We start from the raw sequence: 1,328 nt of genomic DNA on the forward strand, positions 1-1,328 counted from the left end.
GATGCTCCTATGGATGTCAAGCCGATGAGGCTTGGCATCCATAGGACTCTTGGGTGGTGATGATCTGGTAGATCTCGCGCGCCAGGTAGCGTTTGAGGCAGCGGATGATCTCCTTCTTGGACAGGCCTTCGGCGGTGCGGCGTTGAGCGTATGCCTGGGTTTGTGGGTTCCAGCGCAGGCGGCTCAGGATGATCAGGTAGAGCGCGGAGTTCGCTTGGCGGTCGCCGCCTCGGTTGAGGCGGTGGCGGCGAGTTCGCCCGGACGAGGCCGGTAGCGGTGCGGCTCCGCAGAGCATCGCGAACGCGGCCTGGCTGTGCAGACGCTGTGGGTTTGCTCCGGCGGTGACCAGGAGTTGTCCGGCGGTGTCGGGACCGATGCCAGGCTGAGCCAGCAGGGTCGGGTTGATGGCCCGGACCAGGGGCTCGATCATCTTGTCGAGGGTCTTGACCTCGGCGGTCAGCTGCTGGTGCCGTTGGGCCAGGGACCGTAACGCGATGCGGGCCGCGGTCGCGGGCTCGGCGTAGCCGGCCGGGTCCGGGGTGTCGGCCGCGCAGCGTCTGACCAGCGCCGCGGCCCGTAGCCCGCGTAGTGGCGCGCGTACTTCTTCGGCTGCTGTCACGACCAGGTCGTGGATCTGGCGCTGGACGTGGGCGCGTTGCGCGACGGCGCTGCGGCGGGCGATACGCAGCTGTCGTAGGGCCTCGACCTGGCCGTCGCGCTGCTTGGGGATCGCGGTGGCTCGGTGGGCCAGCACGGTGCGGGCGGCGGCTTCGGCGTCGGTCGGGTCGTCTTTGCCTTTGCGGCGGCGGGTGGCGCGGTCGGGGCGGGCGACCTCGACCACCGTGACACCGGCTGCGCTCAGGTAGCGAGTCAGGCCGGCGCCGTAGGAGCCGGTGCCCTCGACGCCCGCCACGGCCGGGGCGCCGAAGGTGCGCAGCCAGTCCAGCAGCTGCCGGTAGCCGTCACCGGTCGCGGGAAACCGGGCCGTGCCCACCAACCGGCCGTGCTCGTCCAGCACGGCGGCGGTGTGGGTGTCCTTGTGGGTGTCCACGCCCGCAGTGATCTGCGGGCCGGGGTGTGCCATCGTGGGCATCAGCCGTCCTTGGCTTGACCGGACAGGGGCGGCACGCACCGCGCCAGCAAGCGGACAGAACAGTGATGAGGCCTCTGGACCAGGCTCTTATCAGGTCACGCCCGCGACGTCCGTGTGTGCAGAGTCCTCCCGGCACCGGTCGACAGATCGTGTTCAAGACCCGAGGTCAGTTAAGAAGAGGGTCAGACCGGACCGGGAGGACTCCCATACATCATCCTCACTGTTAAGAAGGGCA

Annotated in this window: 1 protein-coding gene; it reads right to left on the minus strand. The window is 69.1% G+C overall.

The genetic code is table 11. The features are described 5' to 3' along the window. Positions 1 to 16 precede the first annotated feature (16 nt). Positions 17 to 1,084 carry an IS110 family RNA-guided transposase gene (locus Cco03nite_RS41970; protein WP_425546950.1) on the minus strand — a complete coding sequence of 356 codons (1,068 nt, stop codon included), beginning with the start codon at positions 1,082 to 1,084 and terminating at the stop codon, positions 17 to 19. Positions 1,085 to 1,328: the final 244 nt, after the last annotated feature.

The sequence above is a fragment of the Catellatospora coxensis genome (genome assembly GCF_016862635.1).
GTDB classification, from domain to species: domain Bacteria; phylum Actinomycetota; class Actinomycetes; order Mycobacteriales; family Micromonosporaceae; genus Catellatospora; species Catellatospora coxensis.

Coding starts and splice junctions, on each gene's coding strand:
- Cco03nite_RS41970 (WP_425546950.1), bottom strand. CDS start 1,084: ATGGCACACCCCGGCCCGCAGATCACTGCGGGCGTGGACACCCACAAG.